The organism is Streptomyces sp. NPDC041129 (assembly GCF_055592265.1).
The window spans coordinates 1-18579 of sequence record NZ_JBVIYV010000010.1 but is presented as its reverse complement, the minus strand read 5'-3'; the positions used below and the strand labels follow the sequence as shown (position 1 = coordinate 18579).

Sequence of the window (18579 nt, the reverse complement as noted above, 5' to 3'; positions counted from 1 at the left end):
CCGGCTACCCCGCGGTGAGCCCGAGGTGGCTGCCGATCTGCCCGGCGACCTCCGGGTGGGAGAGGTACTCCGCGATGTTGTGGGCCCGGTCGCGGGCGTTGATGACGGCGATGTCGGTCACCGTGCCCGCCCACTCGTCGGCCAGCGGGCAGCCGATGGCCACCGCGTCGGACGGTGACCACCCGTTGAGCCAGTCCGCCACCACGTCAGGGCGCTTGGGCCCGCCGATGAGCAGCCTCTTGTACACGCTGTCCAGACCCAGCGGACTGCCCACCGTGGTGAGGTGGATGGTGCGCAGGGCGGGAGACAGCCGTGTGGTGAGGTCCATGCCGACCACCGTGCCGAGGCTGTGGCTGACGAGGATCACCTCGCCCTCTTCGGGCAGTGTGCCGAGCACACTGTCCAGGACCGCGTCCCGGACGGGCCGGTCGTCGAGATACGCGGCCACATCGCGCAGAACCAGGGCGATCGTCCATGCGTCGAGGTCGCTCCTCGCGGCCAGCCAGCCCAGTTGCCGATGCAGGCCTGCGACGACGTCGCCCCGGGTGATCCGCTCGAGTTCGGGCCGCCTCTCCTCGGGGAGGTCCCACCGGCGGGCGGCCTCGCCGATCATCTCCTCGTACAGCGCTCGCGCGGTGGGCGAGACCGGGGCGACCGCCTCGGCCGGGGACGGACTCACCGCCTCGGCGCCCCGTGGAACGGCCTCGTGGGCGGCGAGCACCCGCACCAGCCGATCGCCGTAGTACGGGAACCAGGCGTCGGCCGGGTCGACCGGCGGGAGCCCGGCACGGACGAGTCCCTGATTGAGCCCGGCCGTCCACTCGCGGCGCAGGTCCTCGGGGTCTTTGTGTTCCTGGGAGCGACCGTGCAGGAACACGAGATGACGCCCGCCGCCGAACGCGCCGTCCCGGGCGCGCAGGCCCGTGTGCGTGACTCCCGCCGCGGCACCCGGGACGGGTACGGCGGCCGCGGACGCCGGAGCGGGGACCATGGACTCCGCCACCCCCAGACCCGACTCGGTGCCCATCTCCGCCGGCGGACCCGCTCGCGTGCCGGCCGGCAGCTGAGCGAGGTGCCGCAGGATGGAGCTGACGCGTACGCCCTCGTTGGACACCCAGTCGACCGCGTCCTCGCCGTCCCCCGGCTGCCACACCTGCCCGTCCCTGCGCAGGACGCGCCCCTGCTCGTCGGTCTTCGGCACCCCGCTGTGGTGGAGTGCGACGACCTCCCACTGGTCGTTGAAGACCGGGGAACCCGAATTGCCGGGCTCGGTGTCCGTCCGGTACTGGAGGAAGTCGTCGAGCCGGACCTGGAGCATGTTGTCGCGGACGGCGATCTCCTTCAGCCGCCCCATCGGGTGACCGATCACGTTGACCGGCTCGCCGATGACCAGCTTGCCCGTCTGGACGCTGAGCCGGTTCCAGCCGAACGTCTCGCCCGGTGGCCGCCCGTCCGGCCCGGAGGCCACCAGCACCAGGGCGTAGTCCAGGCGCTGGTCGGCCACGAAGAACGCGTCCGGGGCGAACTCCAGCCGCGTCGCGGGTTGCGGGGTGTTGTCGACGGTGACCTGGGCGTCGAACTCGACGAAGCACTGCCGGGCCGCCTCCGCGTCGGGGAGCACATGATGGTTGGTCATGAGCAGACGCGGCGACACCAGGAAGCCGGTGCCCAGCGGTAGTTCGCGTCCGTTCTCCCTGGTCGAGATCCGGGCGACGGTACGCGCCGCCCGGGCACCGCGCGGCAGGAAACTCCACGCCTGCAGTTCCTTCGACACTCCGAGGATGCGCTCGTACGCGTCGGGCGCGGCCAGCGGCTCCGCGCGCACCGCCTCCACGGCCATGGCGGCGGGCACCGCGTGCCGGTCCAGCAGACGTGTGGCGCGCGCCGCGAGGGCCTGCCGCGAGTCCGGGAAGGGGACGCCGGCGTCCTGCTGCCGCTCCACGGCCCGGCGTTCGTCGCTGGTGGCGCGGTATCGCTCGGCGGCTGCGGCGAGTTGGTGCGCGCGCTCCTGCCGGAGGCTTTCCACCGCCGCCATCTCAGGAGTCCTTCCGTGCGGCGTTGTGCCATGGCACGAAGGCGTTGGTCAGACCGGAGAGGGCCGTACGCAGCTCGGGGTGGTGGCGCAGCAGGACGGTGACCATGGTGTTGTCGTCGATCCAGGCCATCCCGGCCTTGGAGTAGACCTCGGGGGTGTAATACGTGGTGAAGAAGCGGTCGCTGTTCAGCCGGCGCGAGGCCATCAGGATGAAGATGCGGAACGCCGTGTCACTGAAGGCGAATCCGGCCGGAAGCTTCTCCGCGTACAGACCGACCATCAGGTCGACCTTCTCGATGTCGCCGTCGTAGAGCCGCTCGATCTGCTCGGCCCACGCCGGGTCGTGCGCCAATTCCGTGAAACTCTTGGCGGGCTTGAGCCGCAGCAGCCGCCGGAACTCGTTGTAGCGGGGTACCCCCAGCTCCCGGGAGCGCAGGATGTCGGTCGCGGCGAGGTCCTGCAGATGGCCGTCGGGCCGCTCGAACTCCTGAAGGAACTTGGGGAAGTTGTGCAGCGTGACCAGTCCGGGATGGAGCGTGCCGAAGCTGTACAGCAGGTCGGCCATCTCCGTGGTCTCCAGGAACTTCAGCGCGCCCGGACCTGAGATGTCGCGCAGGGTGCACTGGCGCAGGGTCGTGTCGTCGGCGACGGAGCGCAGGTGCCAGTCGTCGCGGATCAGCGGATGCATCCGGTAGACCGCCACGAACTCCTCGGTGAGGGAGTACGGGACACCGTAGTGGTCGGTCTCGCCGCCGGGAATGCCGCTGATGACCTCGCTGTCGCCGATCCGGCCGAACAGGTTGTGGACGCGTTCGCCCGCGACGCCCCACCAGTTGGCCCGAAGCGCCTTGACGGTGGTGGGATGGCTGATCACGGCCGGTGTCCACTCCACGGTGTGGATCTTGGCGAGGAGCGCGGCGTTGACGAGCCGGGCCCGCTGGAACAGCTCCTCGTCGCTCCAGGAGGGGTAGGCGCCGTGCAGATGGTCGCAGATCGCGTTGTGCTCCCTGGTGAAGAGGTCCTGCATCATCGCGAGGCCCAGCCAGAAGCCGGGGACGCGCGTGGGGTCCTGGGAGGGGTCCGCCGGGACGGGGGCCTGCTCGTCGTCCCACAGGTGCAGCTTGCCCAGTCGCCCGGTGCGCAACTGGTGCTGCTCGACCTCGTTCTTGCCGTAGATCTGGGAGGCGTCCCACCAGTGGGAGGAGACGTTGACGCGGGTGTCGGGTGTACCGGGAGGCGCCTGCGGGTCACGGGTCGGGTCGTCCGGGGTCCGGAAGATCTTCATGGGGTGTTCCGGCCACGGGTCGTCGCCGAGGAGGGGGACCTCCCAGGGCCGGTCCGTAGGGCTCGTGCCGTGACTGAACCAGTCGCGGATCATGAACTGGAGCCAGGCGGAGACCAGGGAGTTCACGGATTCGGCCGCGATGAGTTCATGGCGGGTGAGCAGAGTGCGGCTGACCTCGCGCGGACTGGGTGCGGACAGCACGTCCTCGGGTGCGGCCGGGGCGATGTTCCCCAGTGGGATGTTCCGGCCGAAGCGGGTGCCCGCCATGCCCATGCGCGGGTCGCCGAGGTCGTTGTGGCTGCCGTCGGCGGTCCGGTTGACCCGGTTGCCCGCGGACGGCGGAGCGGGCTTGGGTCCGTTGACCGAGGGCAGCCCACCGGTGTCGTACAGGTTCTTCTGCCGAAGCCTGACACGCAGCCCGAAGAGCGTCAGCAGGCCCGCGACGACGGGGAGTCGGTCCCAGCCGAAGCGTCGGTCGATGTACTGGGCGGCGCCGGTGATGATCCGCCAGGGGAGTGACGTGCGGTATCCGGCCGGGGAACGTCGTTCGGGGCGTCGGTGCGTGCTCATCGCGGTACTCCTTGGGTGGCTCCTGTCGTTCGCGCGGGAAGCGCGCCCGTGCGGGGGTCAGATCCGTACGGGGTCAGGCGGCGGCCGCGTCCCCGAGGATCACGTCGCTCGCCTTTTCGCTGATCATGTAGATGGGCGCGGCGACGAAGAACCCGGGAATGTGTGGGAAGACCGAGGCGTCGACGATCCGCAGACGGTTCACCCCTCGGACCCGGAAGGCGCTGTCGACCACCGCCGAGGGATCGTCGGAGCGTCCCATTCGGCAGGTGCACGACGCGTGGTGGCCCCAGGCCTCGTCCTGGACGAACCCGCGCACGGCGTCGCGATCACCGACGTCCTCGCCGGGCCACAGCTCCTTGAGGATCACGGAGCCGGCCCTGCGGTTCATCCCGCGCACGAACTCCACGGCGTCGGCCATCGCTTCGAGGTCGAGGCCCTCCTTGTCCGTGCCCTCGGTGAAGTAGTGGAAGTTGACCAGTGGCGTGTCGCGGGCGTCGGGGGAGCGCAGTCGGACCCGGCCTCCGGTGTTGTGAGTGCGGCTTTTGAGGATGGCCCAGGTGAAGCGGTCCTTGTAGTGGGTCAGGTCGAGGGAGTAGCCGGGGCGGTATCCCCGGAAGTCGAAGGGGCCGCCGAAGATGAACAGGTCGGGGGCGTCCAGGTCCGGGCGTGACTTTCGGGTGATACCGAGTACGGCGCCGTTGGTGGTGTAGAGGCCCTTGCCCTGCTGCCAGGCCCGGTAGCAGCGGTCCGGTTCACTCCCGGGCCGCGGAGCGTGGAAGGAGCAGTCCTTGATGACGGGGAAGTCGCGGTCCATCCGGCTGACCACGCCGACTTCGTACCGGTCCTGGAGATTGGCACCCACTCCGTGCAGGCCGACACGCACCGGGATGCCGTGCCGCCGCAGCTCCTCCGGTGGTCCGATGCCCGAAAGCATCAGCAGCTGGGGTGTGTTGAACGCTCCCGCGGCCAGGATCACCTCGCGTGCTGCGACGACACGGCGCAGCACCGGGTGACCGGACGCGGGCCGGGTACCGGGATCGGCCCGGTAGGCGTGCGCCGCATCCAGGTAGTCCACGCCGGTCGCCGCGTTGTCCTCGTCCAGTACGATCCGTGCGGCCAACGCGTGGGTGCGGACCACCAGTTGATCCGGGTGGCTCCGCTGCACGGCCCGGACGCGTTCGCGTACGGCGCTGCGGCGGCCGTCGGCGGTGGAGACCGGAATCTGCCACAGTCCCTGCAGTGCTTGGGTCTGCACCCGCCAGTCGTTGGGGTCGATGAGTGAGCCGAGACCTTCCAGAGGGGACAGCGGCCGGCCGAGGAAACCGGCGAGCGTGTCCTCCGCGGCGGAGAGGACGACCTTCAGCAACTGCTCGTCCTGCACGGCCAGTCGGGGGTCGGCCAGCGAGGTCGGCAGCCAGCCGTCGAACCCGTGCCGGGCGTGGTTGCGGTACCGGTCCGACACGAGGGGCAGCGCCCGGAGCAGTCTGGCCAGCAGCGGGTTGCCCGGGGGCTCCTTGGGCCGGGGCCGGTACGTGCAGCGCTCCAGGCGCTCGAAGTACCGGCGCATGGCGGTGCTCCGCCAGGTCGCGTCACCGGTCTCCTCCGCGATGGCGTCCCAGTCACGGTTGTAGGGGTAGACGGTGATCAGCGCGTGGTGCGCGGTGCACCCGCCGACCGTTCCGGCGCGCGGGTAGAGGACACCCCTGTCCGGCACGAGCTTGCTGTCGCGCCGTTGCTGCTGCTCGTCGGCGTAGTGCCGTACGAAGTAGTTCCAGCACTGGACCGGGTCCTCGGAGGCGTCGGCGTGGAAGGCGGGCACCAGGTAGTTGTCGTTCTCCTCCGCACCGCCGGCGTCGAGGAGGAGGGTGCGCATGCCCGCGGCGGCGAGGTTGGCCGCGAGCGGTCCGCCACCGGCGCCGGCGCCGACGACGACGTAGTCGAAGCCGGTCTCGGTAGGGGGAGTGATCCCGGACTGCGTGTTCACTTCCGCTTGTCCTTCGGGGAGTTGGCGAGCGAGACGCTGCCGTTGATGGCCAGGGCGGTGTTCACGGCCGAGATGAGGGTGGTCAGGAGCGCGGTGCGCGGTGGGACCTGCCCATGGAGGCCGAGCGTGGCCGCTGTCGCGGTGTCGCTGCCGTGGATCAGGATGCCTTCGCACACGTCGTCGCGCAGCCGGGCTCCGCTGTGGGTCAGCAGGTCGAGGCCTAGGAGGACGGTTCGGATACCGAAGAGGCGGAAGGCGTAGACGGCTGCCGGACTGGGCGGATCGCGGTCGGGGTCGAACCGCCGGATGAGCATCTCCGGTGCCAGCAGACCGGCCGCTCCGTTGAACAGTCTGATGCCGGCGAGGACATAGACCGAGACAGGGCGCTGTGAAGTGGGAACCGTGGCCATGATGTCTCCTGGGGGTGTGGGGATTCGTGCGCTGACGGGACCGTCGGCCGAACCCCACGAAAAGGGAGAGGAACACCCTGGACGCACTCTTACAGGCCACGCTATGGGAACGGCTGCTGAGCTGCATCTCGAGGGCGGCACGGTTATTGGCGTCACGTTCAACCAATTGGCGTTGCGTTCAACAAAATTGGTTTTCCGGTCCTCGTGTTGCGTTTGCCAGCCACTACGGACGGCAGGAGACTGGTGATATCAGCGTGACCACGCCGCTGGAGACGGGGATGGCCGGTGTCGACGCTTCCCCTTTTGCTGCCCTGTCAGCGGGCATCTGCGGATTGTCTGCGACTGCGCTTGTCGCAAGTCGTAAATCCGCCTCGAAACGATGAATGATCCGCCGTCGGTCCTCTCACTCAGGAGGTGCTCCATGAGCCGGACTCGCCCGATCAACTGCATCATCCCCCCGTACATTCTCGACAGGCTCCTGGACAGCGATGACAGAGAGGTGCGCCAGGCCGCCTTGGACACCATGCTGGTCACTGCCCGGCTGCGCGGTGAGCGAGCGGTCCGGGCGTCCTTCGCCGGCGCGGCGGCCCCCGGTGACGGTCGGCGCACCGTCTTCGACTGCGAGCAGGGGGAATCCCTCCCCGACGCCGTCCTGGCCAGGCCTGAGGACGGCCCGGATGTCGCGGACCCGGCCATCAACCGGGCGTTCGACGCGCTCGGCCTTACCCGTGATTTCTACAAGGAGGTGTTCCAGCGGAATTCGGTCGACGGCAGGGGGATGCGCCTGGACGGATACGTACACTTCGGCTTCCAGGTCAACAATGCCTTCTGGGACGGACGGCAGATGCTCTTCGGCGACGGGGACGGAAAGAGGTTCAAGAATCTCACCGGATCCCTCGAAGTGATCGCCCACGAGTTGACGCACGGAGTCACGGATCACACGTCGGAATTCGAATACCACAATCAGCCCGGGGCCCTGAACGAGTCGATGTCGGACGTGTTCGGGTCGCTGGTCAAGCAGTGGTCCCTGAAGCAGACGGCCGAGGAGGCGGACTGGCTGATCGGAGCCGACGTGTGGACTCCTGGAGTCGGTGGCGACGCCCTGCGATCGATGAAGGCACCGGGGCACGCTTTCGACAACCCGCAGTTCGGTAAGGACCCCCAGCCCGACCGGATGAGTAAGTTCATCCACCTGCCCGACACCAAGCGAGGCGACTTCGGCGGAGTGCACTTCAACTCCGGCATTCCGAACAAGGCGTTCTTCCTCACGGCCGCGCACATAGGCGGATTCGCATGGGAGGCAGCCGGAACCATCTGGTACGAAGCGCTCAAGGCGTCCAGCACCGAGGACCAGTTCCAGGACTTCGCGGGTACCACCTTCCAGAAGGCCGGGGAACTGTTTGGCGCCGGCAGCTCCGAGCAGTCGGCCGTGCTGTCGGCGTGGCAGGAGGTCGAAGTCCCGGTCAGGGGAGTTCCGGCCGGAGTCGCCCGGGTACGCGGCTTCGCGGCCAATGGGAACGGCGGCGCGGGCCGGGAGGACGGCCTGGCGGCCCTCGCCAGGCAGATCGGTGCCCTGAACGACAAGGTCACGGGGCTGGCCAAGGACATGGCCGCGCTCAGGGGCACCAAGTGAAGTTGAAACTGGAGACCTACGGCGGGCTGGCGGCGGTGACCAACCTCCGCCGCCCGCCCGAGGTGCTGGACACGGACGCCCTGTCCGAGACCGCTACGGCTGAACTGGCCCGACTGCTGAGCGATGCCACCGCGACGCCCCAGGAGGAGGAGACCGGCCGCGCCCGGGATGCGATGAGCTACACGATCACGGTGGAGTCCGGCGACCGCGTGACGGTCCTCGAGCAGTCGGACGCCGCCATGACCCCTGCGTTCGCGGCCTTGCTCACCTCGCTCAGAAAACACTTCGCGCAGCGATGACCCGGCCCTCGTCGATGACTCAGCCCTCGTCGAAGAGCAAGTCCTCGACCGGGTGCGTCATTCGGATGGAGTGGCCGTTGGTGACGGTGACGACGTGGTGCAGGCCCACGAGCCGCTCACCGGTGGACAGGACCGTGAGCGTGTCCTCCTTGCCGGCGAGGTACGCGGGGAAGCAGGACACCGACATGCCCAGTTCGAAGTAGTCCACCAGCCGCCGGAACAGCTTGGGCAGGATCACGGCGTCGTCGGTGATGGTGGTCAGCGCGGTGACCTTGAACCCGGAGGTGGTCGCGTCCTGCGGCCACAAGCCCTGGCCGGCGGTTCGGGCGTTCTGCGCGACCTTCGTGAGTTCCTCCCGCAGGTCGCGGAACAGGCTGGTGTAGAAGGTCGGGTAGACCAGGCCCAGTGAGGCCAGATGATGGTTGGCGGTCTGCCGCAGCAACGGCACGTCCACAGTGACCGCCGTACCACTGGCCGCGGGAGGTCCGCCCCGCCCGACGAGGGCCACGGCGCGGTTGTGGATGTCACCGCCCCCGGTGAGGACGTAGCCGGGCGTGGTCTCGGGTGTCGAGGAAGTGACCTTCTCTCCCGAGTTGCGCTGCACCGTGTTGAAGCCGAGCCAGGTGAGGAGTTCAGCCGCGGCGGCGTGGCCGAACTGCAGTGGCTGGTGTTCTCCGCCGTAGTGGGTTTCCAGCGCGTCGATGCCCTCCAGACGGAGGGGGGCGTCACCGTCGGTGGCATGCACCGGGTGCTTGCCGCCTACGAGCGTCCAGTCGTTGGGATTGTCCGCGACGAAGTGGACGGTGTCTCCGTCCGGCTCCGTGCCCTTCAGGCGGAACTTGCCCTGGATGAGCAGCATGGGCATGACGACTCCGATGGGGGATGGGTTCGAAGTGGGTTGGGATCTGTGGGACCGGCTCGGAATCCGATCACGGCGATGGGCCGGGGCCCTCGCGCCCGGAATCAGGGGAACGGCTTACGACGGCGGTTCCGCTCCGGCCTGCTCGCTCACCATGTACCGCGCGTACCAGTCCGGCCAGTTGGGATCCTCCGCACCGGTGCGTGCCTCGAGTTCACCGTGGGCGGCCGCGGCGCGCCGAAGAGAGCCGGCCAGGTCCTCGGCCGAGGCGAAAGCGGTGGTAGCGGGGTCCAGCCGTCCCGGGAGGCGCGTGGTGATCTCCTGCAGGAGCCAGCCGTTGCCGTCCGGGTCGGTGAACGACAGGAAGGAGCCGTAGCTGCCGCGTCCCGGGTCGGGACCCGGTAGCCGGGCGTCGGTGCCGCCGTGGTGGAACACGCCGCCGGCATCGTGGAACACCGCGCTCGGGTCGGCACCGCGCCGCGTCAACTCGTCATGAGCGGCCTCGATGTCGTCGACCACCAGGTGCAGGCCCTGCGCCGAACCCGGCGCCTGCTCCGTGACGGCCGTGCCGAAGATCACCGACGCCGGTGAGCCCGGAGGGGTCACCTGAACCACCCTGAACTCGGCATCGGGGGCGACGTCGGCGTCGAGTCTCCAGCCCAGCGCCGTGTAGAACTCCTTGGCCCGGTCGACGTCGGACACCGGCACCACGACGACCTCTAGTTTCATGTCCATCGTTTGTGTCTCCGTCCGGAGATCGCACCCTGGGCGCTGATCGGACGATCAGTGCGCGACGAGCTGCTGGCCGCCGTCGATGTCGTAGGTGGCCCCGGTGAGGGCGCCGTTGGCATGATGTGCAGGGCCAGGGCCGCGACATCCGCCGGGCCGACCACCCGGCCGATGGGCAGGGTCTTGCGCAACTGTTCCCGGCGTGCTTCGAGTCGCTCACCGAGGAGGGAGGCCGACAGCGGTGTGTCCACGAAACCGGCGGCGATGAGGTTGACCCGTACCGGGGCCACTTCCAGCGCCAGGTTGGCGGTGAGCGCCGGGAGCGCCGCGGTGAGCGCGCCCGTCACGGCCATCCCGGCCGCGGGCCGACGGCCGCCGGTTCCGCCGATGAACAACAGCGTCCCTCCCGCCCTGACCTTCTCCCGGCACGCCCGCCCCGCCGCCAGCAGCATCGCGATACGCCCACCGAAGTCACGTCCGGCATCGGCCAGGTCGAGCTCGTCGAGGGGTGTGTACGACGGGCTGCCCGCTGTGACCAGCACATGGTCGACCAGCCCCGGCAGGTCGTGCAGAAACCGCTCCAGGCGATCGGTGTCCAGGGCGTCGAACGCGGCAGTTCCGACGGGACCCAACTCGTCCGCGACTCGCTCGAGCCGATCGGCGTTCCGCGCCGCGAGCACCACGTCGCCCCCGGCCGCACGCACCTGCCGCGCGGTCTCCAGACCGATTCCCGAGCTGCCTCCCACCACCACGACCGTTCGTCCGGCCAAACCCTCGTCCACCGGACGGGCCCCTCCGGTCGTACTCACAGCAGCTCACCGCCGTGAGACCGCGATACCCGGACGTCCCTCCGCACGCCGCACATGCTCATCCTCGTGTCTCCCGGGCTTGTACTGGCTGACCCTCAAGACCGTCCAGTCCGGCGGATCCGGCCCTTCAATGGCCGGGAAGTACCCGACGGGTCAGCGAACGGATCGGGTCGCTGGGGGATGCACCACAGCGTCGCCGGGGATGCACCACAGCAGGGACGGGAGTGGACGGTCATGGGGCCTCCGCCGCGGACGGCCGACCACGTTGACTTCAGTCTGTCACTCGTCCGGCCGAGGCGCATCCGGGCTGTGGCCCCCGAGTGCGGCCGCCTGTTTCTGATGCCGGAGCAGCCGACGACGCCGACACGTCAGGGAGTTGGGTCGATCCTGAGGGCGGTGAGCAGCGCCCCGCCGTGCTCTCGAAAGGCGCCGCCCCCGGGCGGCGGATGATGTGGTCTTCGACTCCGGAGCGCACGATCCGCGCGTCGCCCTCGGCGAGCACGGAGAGCCGGCGTAGGTGGTCACCGTTCATCGCGTCGGCGCCGAGGGCTTCCAGCGCATGGCAGGCGCCCCGCCGGATCGGCGTCCACCTTCAGCGGACCGCGGGACAACCGCGGCGAGCGCGGTGCGGTGCCGCACGGTGGCCGACTGCCGCGATCCCGGCCAGGAACGGCACCGCCTCCGCGGTGGCGGCATAGACGGTCCCCTGGTGCAGAACACTCCCGTACAGCTCCGACAACGCCTCATCCGCCCTGTCCGCGTCGGCAGGATCAGCGGCGGATCCGCAGGCGGTCTCGCCACGAGGCGCGGTCGGTTTCGGCGTCGGGCACTGCCTGGTGAGCGGGGGAGGGCTCCGGAAAGTACGCGTTGTCCTTGGGACGGTTCCGGTCCGTCGTCGTGCGGGGGCGCGGGGCCGGCTCGAGGTGGGGAATGTGCTTGGAGCAGTGGACGTAGGCCTCCTCGACGGTGACGTGAACCCACAGGTGAGGCTGGCGACCGGGCGCGGTGTCGGTCGGCAGGTGCGGGTACCACGCGCGGAGTTCGTGGTCCGTGTACAGCCGGACCGTGCCGTTCACGTGCAGCCCTATGTGGTCATGGGTGAAGTCCATGAAGAGCATGCCGAGATGGGGGTTCTCGGTCATGTTGCCCGCACTGGCCAGGACACCGTTGCCCCGGTATTCCGGGTAGGTCAGAGAGCGGTCGTCGAGGGAGACGCAGAAGCCCTGCGGTCCCGAGCGGAAGCTGGCGTCGCAGGCTCCCAGGGAGTCGGCGGTCGACAGGAACACCATGCTCTGCCGGGCTATGAACTCCCTCATGGCTGGCGTCAGGTAGGGGTGCACCTGACGGTCGTAGAACGCGGCCGCCCGGTCGGCGGTGCCGAGCTGCTGCTGCAGCAGGCGTTCTCCGCGGGAGCCGGTCGTCTCGGGGCCGTTCACAGCTGGTCGGTCTCCTCGTCTGGCGGGGGCGGCCCCAACGGGGCGGTCAGCACAGGGGTGTCCCAGGGGTCGTAGTGAATGTGACGAGGCGGGACGCCGTGGCGCCGCAAGGCATGCACCGCTTCGCCCAGCATCTGCGGTGGGCCGCACAGGTACGCCTCATGCCGGTACCAGGGGCCGAATTCCGCCAGCACCTCGGGCAGCGTGCCCTCCAGTCCCACGATGCGCTCGTGGGAGACCGCTGCCCGTACCCGGAGCCAGTGGTAGCGCTGGGACATGCGCAGCATGTCATCGAGCCCGTACAGTTCGTCCGCCGTTCTGGCGCCGATGAACAAGCTGACTTCCCGTGCGTCACCGACGCCGTCCCGGGCCACCTCCTCGATCAGGGCGCGAATCGGAGCGAGGCCGGTGCCGCCGGCGACGAAGAGCAGGTCCCGTTGGCGGGTCGGCCGAAGGACCATGTCGCCTTCCGGCGGGCCGAGCCGGACGGGGTCTCCCAAGCGGGCGTGGTGGACGAGCGCGTTGCTGACCTTCCCTCCTGGTACGGCACGTACATGGAAGGTCAGCTCGGAACTGGGCCGCGGGGCGTGCGCGGGGGAGTACTGGCGCCACTGTCTCGGTACCCACGGCGTTTCGATGCTCACGTACTGGCCCGCCACGAACGGATACGGCAGCTGTGGCTGGACGGTTATCTCGGCGATTCTGTGCCCGCGGTGCACGTGTCCGACGATGTGCGCGTCCCACACGGCCGGGCGCTCACGGGCGTCCTCCTCCGCGGCCCGGACCATCACGTCCGCGGCAGCGGTGTAGGCACGCTGCCATGCCGCCGCCAGCGCCGGGCTCCACGCCGGGCCCGCGAAGTGGGCGAGGGCCTGCAGCAAGCACTCGCCGACGGCCGGGTAGTGGGCGCTCTGCGTGCCGAACTTGCGGTGGCCGCGTCCCAGACGGGAGCAGAACGCCACGAGGTTACCGGGGTCGTCGACCAGTTCCACGATGCGCAGCAGGGCGCGCACCAGACGTTCCCGCTGGACATCGAGCTCCGCCGGAAACAAACCCCTGACCTGGGGGTAACGCGCGAACAGGATGCTGTAGAAGTGCGCGGCCAGCTCGGCGACGTGAGGACTGACGATCTCGAGGCTGGCCCGCACCAGCGCGACGTCCTCAGCGCTGACAGGGGGCTGGGCGGCTGCTATGTGACCGGGTACCGGAGGGGGAGCCGGGCGGGCCGAGGCGGCCATGCCCCATCCGGCCGCCGGCCCGGACGACCTGTCGGCGTGCGAGGTGAGTTGCATGGACTCGAACCTGCCCGTCATCGCGGACCCCAGGCATGATCCGTTGCAGAAGATGCACAGATGTGAAGGCAGGGCACTTCTTCCGCGAGCCGAACTCGTGCGGCCATGTCGCTCGCTCGTCGCCGTGCGGTGGACAGGGCACCCGATCCGGGCGAGCTGCGGCACGTTCTTCGGACACTGTCCAGCGGCGGACGATGTCGGCCCGACGAGGCCCGAGCAGGTGACGTCCGCCTGGGGGCGGGGGAGGGGACGACAGGTGCGCACCCTCCCACGGGTGTCGCGGGGTGGTCTTCGGCATGGACGTCGCCACCACGCGACGTGGGTGCGACACGCGCGACACCAGTTCGCGGGCGAGCGCTGTACATGGAACTCACGTACCTTCTTCTCTCCACGTCGGCACCCTGAGCACGAGCGGGGCGACGTCATCGTCGGACGCTGAAACTGCCGAGAGCCCCGCGCACGCGTGAGCAGATGCCTGCGCCGGCAGCCCGGCCGCCTGGGACGGGCAACCGTCAGGCGCCCGTCACCCTAGCGGTCGAGGACGTCGCCGAATGACCCAGGAGGGCGCGCTGAAGAGACGCACGGGGTTACCGGGCGGTAGAAGGGCCTCCGCGTGTCGAACTGGTGCGGATCATTGGAGAGACGGTGCTTCATGTGGGGGAGTTGTGAGAGCTGGGCGCGCGGTGGAGTCGTCGAGTTGCCCTCTCGTGGAGGGCGGCCGCGTGTGCGCAATCCGTCATCTCGGTGTGGAGGATGTCGGGGCCCGCCCGGCCGTGGTGGCCAGGGGCGGGCCCCGGGTGCGCGGCCCGGTCCGTGGTGCGCCCTGAAGAAGGCGAGAGGCCTCGGCGCACGCGCAGCCGCGCAGGGTGGGTCACGCGGTGCCGCAGGCGGCCCCGTTGAGGCTGAAGGCGGCGGGTTTGGCGAAGGTGCCGCCGTACGTCCCCTGGAAGCCGAAGGAGACCTTCCCGCCGGCCGGGATCTGCGCGTTGTGGGCGACACCGCTCGCCGTGACGGCTCCGGACGACGGGGTCAGACTCGCGTTCCAGGCGCTGGTGATCTGCTGCCCGGCCGGCAGTGTGAACCCCAGCTTCCAGGCGCTGACGGGGGAGGAGCCGCTATTGGTGAGGGTGACGTCGGCGGTGAAGCCGCCCTGCCACACGTTCGTCGCGTACGACACGGAGCAGGCCGTGGGGTCTCCGGGGTTTCCGGAGTCCCCGCCGCCGGTGTTGATCGTGGAGGTGAACGAGGTCACCGCGAGGCCGGCGCCGTTCTGCCAGGGTTCGAAGCCTGCCTGAACGCTGGTCAGGTACCAGTTGTTCTGCGCCAGCCCTCGGGAAACGGCCTGCCGGACGAAGTCCATGACGTCGAAGTTCCAGCTGGCGATCGCCGACGGGGCGACGAAGGAGAGGACATCGTTGGAGCCGTTGTTGCCGGACCACACCTGCCACTGGCGCCCTGCCACGGTGGCAGTGCCCACCTGTGAGCCGACGGGCTGGATGGAACCCACCTTGTTGAACCAGACCATGATCTCGGTGCGGTTGACCCCGTCGGTTCGGGGAGTGGGGTCCAGCCAGATGTCGTACGCGGCGTCGTACGCCGCGTCGCTGACGTAGCTGTAGGAGATGCCGGTCGGTGCGCTGGATATGGCGCTGAGCTGCGCCGGGAGACGGGTGCCCGGCGAGCAGTTGGTGTAGTGACAGCCGTTGTAGAGGGATGGGTAGGACTTCGGGGCGCCGTTCGTCGGGACCGAGCCGTCGGCCTGGGTGATCCTGAACCCCGAGTCGGTGGCGGTGATGCACTGGGTCTGGCTGGTGCCCCAGCGGTTGTTCTGGACGACGTAGCGGCCCTGGATCGTGGTCGTTCCGAACGGTTCGCAGATCGAGGTGTCTGCATGGGCCGCCGGGGCGGTACCGAGCAGCGCCGCCAGGGTGGCGAGCGAGGCGAGCAGTGCGCCTAACAGGGCGTGCGGCCTGGTGGGGAGGGGGTGCCGTGAGGTTCGCATGCGGGTCCTCTCGGAGGGGGTGGGGAGAGATCGAGGGAGCGCCGGAGACAAGGCTGGGTTGGGAGCGCTCCCATCACCTCCGTTTCCGGGGGACTGTAGGAGAGGGTCGTGCCCCTGACAAGGCAGCGCGCAGAATCCCGTCGAAACGCCTGCGCAGGCGCAGGTCGGGGCGTAGGTCGGCAACGTCGAGCGGTACGGCGTGACGCGCCGGGTCGACGGCCGCTGTACTGGGAGCGCTCCCGAACTCCAGCGGACACGCCGCCCCACCGCGCACGCGGGTCCCCGGCCGCCCAACCGGTCGGCGGCGTCACTCAAGCGGAGTCGCGCAACACCAGTTCCGTTCGGAGGATGACGTGGCGCCACGCCACGGACGGCTCCTCGATCTCCTGGAGGAGGAGTCGGACCATGGTCCGGCCGATCTCCTCGAGCGGCTGACGCACCGTCGTCAGCCGTGGCTCGGTCCGCTCCGCGAGCGGGAAGTCGTCGAAACCGACGACGGCGACGTCCTCCGGCACCCGCCGTCCCGCCGCCCGCAACGCCGCCAGGGCGCCTTCGGCGGTGGTGTCCGAAGCGGCGAGGACGCCGTCGATCTCCGGATGGTTTTCGAGGAGTTGGGTCATGGCGCGGTGGCCGCCCTCCTCGGTGAAGTCACCCTCGCCGACCCACGAAGGCCGGGCGTCCAGGCCGCCCAGCGCGAGGGCCTCCTGGTAGCCGCGCAGCCGGCACTGGGCCACGTACATGTCGAGCGGCCCGGTGATCGTGGCGATCGTCCGTCGTCCCGTGGCCAGCAGGTGGGCGACCGCGCTTCGGGCGCCGCCGGCGTTGTCCGCGTCGACGTAGCTGACGCGCTCGTCGCTCGAGCGGCGTCCCATCAGCACGGTCGGCAGCCGGGCCTCGGCGAGCATGTCGGGCAGCGGATCGTCGGCGTGAACGGACATCAGCAGGACTCCGTCGACCCGCCCGCCGCGGGCGTACTCGAGGAAGCGCTGCCGCTCGGCGTCCGAGCGGACGAGGGTCAGCAGCAGTTGCGGCCCGGTGCCGGCCAGCGCGTCGCCGATCGCGTGGACGATCTCGGAGAAGAACGGCTCGGCGAACTGCCGCCATCTGGGCTCCGTCATCACGAGGGCGACAGCGTCGGCCCGCTGCCCGGCGAGGGAACGCGCCGCCAGGTTGGGCACGTACCCCAGTTCCGCGATGGCTCGCTTCACGGCTCGCCGCGTCGATTCCTTGACGCCCGCCGCGTTGTTGACGACACGGGAGACGGTGCCCCGGCCCACCCCGGCGCGGGCGGCCACCTCCTCGAGTGTCGGAGCGCCCGGCTGCCGCCTGCCCATGACCACCTCCCCGGAGATCACCGATACTACGGCGCGGACGACCCAGGGCACAGGTCTTCTTGCGGCACCGGATTCCGGGATCGCCGTGCGACCAGGGGCTGATACCGGGCCGGTGAATCCGGTTGGCCTTCGCGTGCCGGGCTGCACCCGTGGCGCCGGCGATTCCTGTACTGAGGACGGCAGCTGTCACTCGGTGCGGTTCCTCAGCGCGGCGAGGGTCTCCTCGACCAGCGCCCGCGCCTCGGCCACCGTTGCCGCCAACGACCCCGCCGTCTCGCCGGGCGCCCCCAGCAAGCCGCGGACTCGTGGGCCGAAGCCGGCTGGCGCCATCGGCAGTGCCTCGGCGACAGCCAGCGCGCCCTTCTCATTGAGACACCACCGCCGCTCCGCGGCGAACATCGCCTGCACCAGCACGCCGACGGCCCGGGACAGGCAGAGCGAGACGTAGAGGGTGTCTTCCTGCGCCACCCCCTTTGCCGCGGCGCTGGTCAGGAATTCCGCCTCCCAGGCTCCCGCCGTCAACGCCGCTCGCAGCGGCTCTGGGTAGTCGGCGGTCCGGCATCGAAGGTCCGTCAACTCGCCGGACGGGTCGGCCAGTACCTGACCGAGCGCCAACTCACCTGCATAACACGGGGACCAGAATCCGAGCGGATGCCCCGGCTGCATGCCCACTTCGTACCGGCCCTCGCGGCAGTCCGCCCACACTTGCTCGACCCGATCCAGGTCCCGCAAGATCCAGTCCACCGCCACGCCGTCGACCTGGAGCCACGCGCCTCCGTTCACCCAGGGCCCCCACCCGCCTGGGCCGGCCACCTCCACGTCGGGGCCCGCCAGCACGCGCAAGGCGGCAAGATCGAGTTCGCCCCGGTAATAGACGCCGAGGTCCCAATCCGAGTCGGGGCGGTGCTCTCCACGTGCCCGGCTGCCGCCGAGTACCACTCCGGCTACGCCCGGCACCTCGGCCAGCCGGCCGGCCATTTCCTCGATGATCACCCGCACGCATCGATTCTCGCAGCCGTCGACGCGTCGGCCCAGCCGTGTCCGCCCGCTGGGCCGGCCCGCGTAGGACGCCCGCCCGGCTCGTTTCCGTTGACAGCCCGCGACGCCCCGGGCGCCGGACGTGTGTCAGGCGCTGGGTGAGGGCGATGGGTCGGTTCCGCAGCGGTGGTGCATGCCCGAGCCGGCTCCAGGGGTCATCTGGCGGCGTTGAGGGACGGGCGGATCACCCGCTACCACCTCTACGAGGACAGCTACGCCGCCGCCAAGGCCTACTTCTGCGACTGACCGTCCGGCGGACTCATTCGACTTGTCAGCCAGACCTTGGCCCAGGGCGAGGCGCATGCTGAGAATGACAGCCGGCGGCCGGCGTCTCTCCGAGAGAGGAGCCGGCAGCCGACCCCCACCCGTCGGATGAGGAGTTGAGATGCATCTGCGCAAGGGGCCGCTGGCCGTCGTGTTGGTGACCGCAGCGGCTTTCGCTGCCCTGGGACCGCAGGCCATGGCCGCACCCATGCCCTGGGAGACCAGCAGGACGCCCACAGTCGTCACCCATGGCACCTCCGCGACGGCCAGTGAGAGTGGCACGGTCACCGTGCTGTGCGGGGATCCCTGCTACCAGTAGGCACCCATGCCCCCCGGAGCCACGACGGCCGCCGCCCTGCCCGACTCCCCGCACCCGCGGCCCGCGCGCTGCCCCGCCGCCCACCATTGGTTGGTCTGACGGTGGTCGGTGTGCTCACCTGGCGCTGTTCTGCCCGGCGGAGAGGACGGCTGCGGAAGAGTCGTCGATCTCGCCCTGCCGCATCAGCTCGGCGAGCTTCATGGCCTCCTCGATGAGGGTCTCCACGATCTTCGACTCCGGGACGGTCTTGATGACCTCGCCCTTGACGAAGATCTGGCCCT

General features: G+C 69.8%; 15 protein-coding genes and 1 pseudogene. 3 read left to right on the top strand and 13 right to left on the bottom strand.

The window, feature by feature from the left end; translation table 11 throughout:
- Nucleotides 1–4 precede the first annotated feature (4 nt).
- From ACZ6B1_RS27380 to ACZ6B1_RS27365, 4 genes are all read right to left on the bottom strand, one after another.
- Nucleotides 5–2035 carry a trypsin-like serine peptidase gene (locus ACZ6B1_RS27380; protein ID WP_468782621.1) on the bottom strand — a complete coding sequence of 677 codons (2031 nt, stop codon included), beginning with the start codon at nt 2033–2035 and terminating at the stop codon, nt 5–7.
- A gap of 1 nt (nt 2036) precedes the next feature.
- Nucleotides 2037–3890: a peroxidase family protein gene (locus tag ACZ6B1_RS27375; RefSeq protein WP_468782619.1), complete on the bottom strand. Its 1854-nt coding sequence runs from the start codon at nt 3888–3890 to the stop codon at nt 2037–2039.
- Nucleotides 3891–3963: 73 nt separating this feature from the next.
- Entirely contained in the window at nt 3964–5874 is a 1911-nt protein-coding gene (locus tag ACZ6B1_RS27370; RefSeq protein WP_468782617.1) for a GMC family oxidoreductase, read from the bottom strand.
- Entirely contained in the window at nt 5871–6284 is a 414-nt protein-coding gene (locus ACZ6B1_RS27365; protein ID WP_468782615.1) for a hypothetical protein, read from the bottom strand. The genes ACZ6B1_RS27370 and ACZ6B1_RS27365 overlap by 4 nt, the downstream gene beginning before the upstream one ends.
- 421 nt (nt 6285–6705) lie before the next feature.
- Between ACZ6B1_RS27365 and ACZ6B1_RS27360 the strand changes: the two genes are divergently transcribed.
- Nucleotides 6706–7917 (top strand): M4 family metallopeptidase, encoded by a 1212-nt coding sequence (locus ACZ6B1_RS27360; RefSeq protein ID WP_468782613.1) that lies wholly within the window; start codon nt 6706–6708, stop codon nt 7915–7917.
- Complete coding sequence (locus ACZ6B1_RS27355) at nt 7914–8216, top strand: protealysin inhibitor emfourin (RefSeq protein ID WP_468782611.1); 303 nt, start codon at nt 7914–7916, stop codon at nt 8214–8216. The genes ACZ6B1_RS27360 and ACZ6B1_RS27355 overlap by 4 nt, the downstream gene beginning before the upstream one ends.
- 19 nt (nt 8217–8235) lie before the next feature.
- Here ACZ6B1_RS27355 and ACZ6B1_RS27350 read toward each other — a convergent pair whose 3' ends face one another.
- From ACZ6B1_RS27350 to ACZ6B1_RS27315, 8 genes are all read right to left on the bottom strand, one after another.
- A complete protein-coding gene (locus tag ACZ6B1_RS27350; RefSeq protein WP_468782609.1) occupies nt 8236–9081 on the bottom strand; it encodes a nuclease in 846 nt (281 codons plus the stop codon).
- 111 nt (nt 9082–9192) lie between these two features.
- Nucleotides 9193–9810, bottom strand: coding sequence for a VOC family protein (locus ACZ6B1_RS27345; protein ID WP_468782607.1), 618 nt, complete (start codon nt 9808–9810; stop codon nt 9193–9195).
- A complete protein-coding gene (locus ACZ6B1_RS27340; protein WP_468782605.1) occupies nt 9801–10586 on the bottom strand; it encodes an SDR family oxidoreductase in 786 nt (261 codons plus the stop codon). The genes ACZ6B1_RS27345 and ACZ6B1_RS27340 overlap by 10 nt, the downstream gene beginning before the upstream one ends.
- 797 nt (nt 10587–11383) lie before the next feature.
- Complete coding sequence (locus tag ACZ6B1_RS27335) at nt 11384–12049, bottom strand: pyridoxamine 5'-phosphate oxidase family protein (RefSeq protein WP_468782603.1); 666 nt, start codon at nt 12047–12049, stop codon at nt 11384–11386.
- A complete protein-coding gene (locus ACZ6B1_RS27330; RefSeq protein ID WP_468782601.1) occupies nt 12046–13341 on the bottom strand; it encodes a globin domain-containing protein in 1296 nt (431 codons plus the stop codon). The genes ACZ6B1_RS27335 and ACZ6B1_RS27330 overlap by 4 nt, the downstream gene beginning before the upstream one ends.
- 871 nt (nt 13342–14212) lie before the next feature.
- Complete coding sequence (locus tag ACZ6B1_RS27325) at nt 14213–15343, bottom strand: glycoside hydrolase family 12 protein (protein WP_468782599.1); 1131 nt, start codon at nt 15341–15343, stop codon at nt 14213–14215.
- A 311-nt stretch (nt 15344–15654) separates the two neighbouring features.
- Entirely contained in the window at nt 15655–16677 is a 1023-nt protein-coding gene (locus ACZ6B1_RS27320; protein ID WP_468783095.1) for a LacI family DNA-binding transcriptional regulator, read from the bottom strand.
- Nucleotides 16678–16863: 186 nt separating this feature from the next.
- A complete protein-coding gene (locus ACZ6B1_RS27315; RefSeq protein WP_468783094.1) occupies nt 16864–17655 on the bottom strand; it encodes a nucleotidyltransferase domain-containing protein in 792 nt (263 codons plus the stop codon).
- Nucleotides 17656–18100: 445 nt separating this feature from the next.
- On the opposite strand from ACZ6B1_RS27315, the gene ACZ6B1_RS27310 reads away from it, so the two are divergent.
- The gene (locus tag ACZ6B1_RS27310) at nt 18101–18298 is read left to right on the top strand and encodes a hypothetical protein (RefSeq protein ID WP_468782597.1); all 198 of its coding nucleotides are present in this window, start codon (nt 18101–18103) and stop codon (nt 18296–18298) included.
- A gap of 114 nt (nt 18299–18412) precedes the next feature.
- On the opposite strand, the pseudogene ACZ6B1_RS27305 reads toward ACZ6B1_RS27310, so the two are convergent.
- A pseudogene (locus ACZ6B1_RS27305) lies at nt 18413–18579 on the bottom strand (flavodoxin-dependent (E)-4-hydroxy-3-methylbut-2-enyl-diphosphate synthase); the annotation flags it as partial.